A 3,304-nucleotide genomic window follows, 5' to 3' on the forward strand; every position below is an offset into this window, starting at 1 on the left:
ATAGAGACGAAAACGCCGCTATAAACATTCTCGCACGGGCAAATACTGTCGGGCGGACAGAAATTCAAGCCCTCGGACAGACTACCCACTGTCTATTAGGTGAAAGCCTAATAGATCAGGTAACTGGATGAACAGGGAATCCCGAAGCGCTTAGTGCGATGGGAGCGTCAATCTCAGAAAATTTCAACTGCCTGACTACAATTCTAAAGCTTCGTAGATGTATAATTTATTCAAAAAACCGACGGTGCTGAAGTGATAACTAGGTAAAGGGGGAGGGAACCATAATTCCGTTTGATAAACGCTGAAAATGACAAAATTCTTTCTAGTGGTGTTAGTGGCGATCGCTTCTTGTAAAAAAGGATGACCCGTATCCACCAACATTTTACAGTAACCCCGCCAGAGAGCCTGCACCTCGATGGAAGCTTGCGCTCGAGCGCAGACATTATCCTTAAGATAGCTAGTTAACCTCTGGGAAGCGTATTGTTCGTAATCTTGACGATTGGGGTTAGTTGTCAGCAATATCCCCGCAATTCCCCCTAAAACCACTCCTACCACCATTCCCCCTAACCGCACCAATTTCATAAGCTCTCAAATCATCACTCACTTACCCTAACCATAGCCCGAATTAGGATAAAAAACCTCTTGTCAACGATTCGTTTTCTGGTATAGTAGATAGGTGTACGGCGAGCGTAGCCAAGTGGTTAAGGCAGTGGATTGTGGTTCCACCACTCGGGGGTTCGAGTCCCCTCGTTCGCCCTCTTTTTAAGGATCGCTGATGGTTAGGCTTTGAGGGAGTCAATTGGCACTTACCCGCTCAAATCCCCAATCAATTCGTTATCGGTAAAACCCTACACCCCACACCCTACACCCCACACCCCACACCCTGTCCCCACGAAAAACTTTTTGCCGCAAACCCTACTTACAGGTTAAGACGGCACTGGAGAAGCGGAGTAGCGATAACGTGATAGTTTAGATCCGATCGGTAATGTGATATTGGGACAATAATGACCAAAGTAAATCCGAAGTTAATTATTCATGGGGGAGCGAGTTCCCTAGAGGACAAAGGTGGTTTAGAATCAGTCCGCGATTCTCTCCGGGGGATTGTTAAGAATATTTACAACCTCCTTGACAATGGTGCTAGTGCTGTGGAGGCGGTGACGAAAGGATGTATGTTACTGGAGGATGAACCGCGATTTAATGCCGGGACCGGTTCGGTGGTGCAATCGGACGGTCAGGTGCGAATGAGTGCAGCCTTGATGGATGGTCGTCACCAGCGTTTAAGCGGTGTCATTAACGTCTCGCGGGTACAGAATCCCATTAGCCTGGCTCAATTTCTCCAAAGTCAAGAGGATCGCATTCTCTCGGAAATTGGAGCTGCAGATCTGGCCCGAGAATTACAAATTCCCCTCTATGATCCCCTCACCGATTATCGGATTCAAGAATGGATGGAGGAAAGAAAGACGAATTTTAATCGCAAAATGGCCCGTTTATTCGCCGATTCGTCAGCGCAACGGGGAACTATCGGGGTAGTGGCCCTTGATCAACAAGGAGACATCGCCGCTGGAACTTCTACCGGAGGGAAGGGATTAGAAAGAATCGGTCGCGTTAGTGACAGTGCCATGCCGGCCGGCAATTATGCGAATCCATGGGCGGGAGTAAGCTGTACGGGGGTCGGGGAAGATATTATCGATGAGTGTTTAGCCGCTAAGGTGGTCATTCGCGTCACCGATGGTTTTTCCCTCGCCGCTGCCGTAGAGAAATCCATGCGCGAATCCCAAACTAATGGTCGGGATCTGGGCATGATTTCCCTTGATCGTCAGGGGAATATTGTTTGGGGGAAAACGGCGGAAATTCTCTTGGCTGCCTATCACGACGGTCAGGCGATCGGTGATACCCTAGAATGGCACGGTGAAAATGTGGGTTTAATCGGTCATGTAGCCGTCGGATAGTGGAACAAACTGCGATCGAGCCTAGTCTTTTCGGTTAATCTGTACAAGATACTTCTTCTCGAAAATCTCCGTGTGGCAATACATTATTCCTATTTTTGACCCCGATGTGAAAAACTGGTCAGCCGAAGCGCGATTATTGCGCTGGATGACTTTTTTGTGGCTGTTAGTCGGGTTAGTGGTGCTTTTTTCCGCTTCCTACGTTCTGGCTGACAGGGACTTTGATAACGGACTATACTATTTTATCCGCCAATTAATCTGGCTTTGGATTGGCTTAATTGGCTTTAATTTCCTGGTGCGATTGCCGATCGAGAATCTGCTCAAAATCGCACCCTGGATGATTTTATTAGTTTTAGGATTAATTTTGATCACTCTTATCCCCGGTTTGGGAGCTAATATCAATGGTGCCACCCGTTGGATTAAAATCGGGCCGATTCTCTTGCAACCGTCGGAATTTATGAAACCGTTTCTCGTCCTGCAAGGAGCGGCGGTTTTCGGTGGTTGGCCGCGTTTAAATGTTAATCAAAGGTTAACTTGGATCGCTATTTTTGGACTAATTCTAGCGGGCATCCTCTTACAACCTAACTTGAGTACCACTGCTGTGTGTGGTATAACTCTCTGGCTGATCGCTCTTGCCTCCGGTCTGCCTTTATCCTACATGACCAGCACCGCTCTACTGGGTGTAACTATGGCTGTGGTTAGTGTTACTTTCCGCGAATACCAGAGAAAACGGATTTTATCTTTCTTAGACCCCTGGCAGGATCCCCGGGGTGATGGTTATCAATTAGTGCAGAGTTTACTGGCGATCGGTTCTGGCGGAACCACCGGCAGCGGTTACGGTTTATCCCAACAAAAATTATTTTATCTACCCTTCCCAGATACGGATTTTATTTTCGCTGTCTTTGGTGAGGAATTTGGTTTTATTGGCGGTATTTTACTGTTAATCATGCTATTTCTCTACGCTACTCTCGCCCTGATCGTGGCGGTTAAATGTCGTCATCGCATCAAAAAATTAGTGGCGATCGGGGCGATGGTAATTTTAATCGGTCAATCCCTGTTAAATATCGGTGTGGCCACTGGTTCTTTACCCACTACTGGCTTACCTTTCCCTCTCTTTAGTTATGGCGGCAGTTCCAGTTTAGCCAGTCTCTTTTTAGCCGCCCTCTTAATCCGCGTGGCTAGGGAAGAAAATGACCCCGATCTGGTTTCCACCAGTAAAAAAAGTCCTCAGAAAACTGTCTCGGTTTTCAGTCATCAGTGATGGATTGGGAATTATGAATTATGAATTATGAATTATGAAGTGGGGAAGTGGGGAAGCTGTCTCATCACCCTATCACCCCAAAACCCCCCGCAACGCG

3 protein-coding genes and 1 tRNA gene are annotated in these 3,304 nt (G+C 47.3%); 3 read left to right on the top strand and 1 reads right to left on the bottom strand.

What is annotated here, in order from left to right; translation table 11 throughout:
• Nucleotides 1-195 precede the first annotated feature (195 nt).
• Nucleotides 196-582 (bottom strand): DUF4359 domain-containing protein, encoded by a 387-nt coding sequence (locus PX636_RS01005; protein ID WP_002798763.1) that lies wholly within the window; start codon nt 580-582, stop codon nt 196-198.
• Nucleotides 583-683: 101 nt separating this feature from the next.
• Between PX636_RS01005 and PX636_RS01010 the strand changes: the two genes are divergently transcribed.
• The 3 genes from PX636_RS01010 to PX636_RS01020 all read left to right on the top strand — a co-directional run bounded on the left by PX636_RS01010 (nt 684) and on the right by PX636_RS01020 (nt 3,207).
• Nucleotides 684-756 (top strand) — tRNA-His (locus PX636_RS01010).
• Nucleotides 757-1,004: 248 nt separating this feature from the next.
• Nucleotides 1,005-1,949 carry an isoaspartyl peptidase/L-asparaginase gene (locus PX636_RS01015; protein WP_002757342.1) on the top strand — a complete coding sequence of 315 codons (945 nt, stop codon included), beginning with the start codon at nt 1,005-1,007 and terminating at the stop codon, nt 1,947-1,949.
• A gap of 70 nt (nt 1,950-2,019) precedes the next feature.
• Entirely contained in the window at nt 2,020-3,207 is a 1,188-nt protein-coding gene (locus PX636_RS01020) for an FtsW/RodA/SpoVE family cell cycle protein (protein WP_288115946.1), read from the top strand.
• Nucleotides 3,208-3,304 lie beyond the last annotated feature (97 nt).

Origin of the sequence: Microcystis sp. M53598_WE2, from assembly GCF_030067735.1 — a bacterium.
GTDB lineage: Bacteria > Cyanobacteriota > Cyanobacteriia > Cyanobacteriales > Microcystaceae > Microcystis > Microcystis aeruginosa.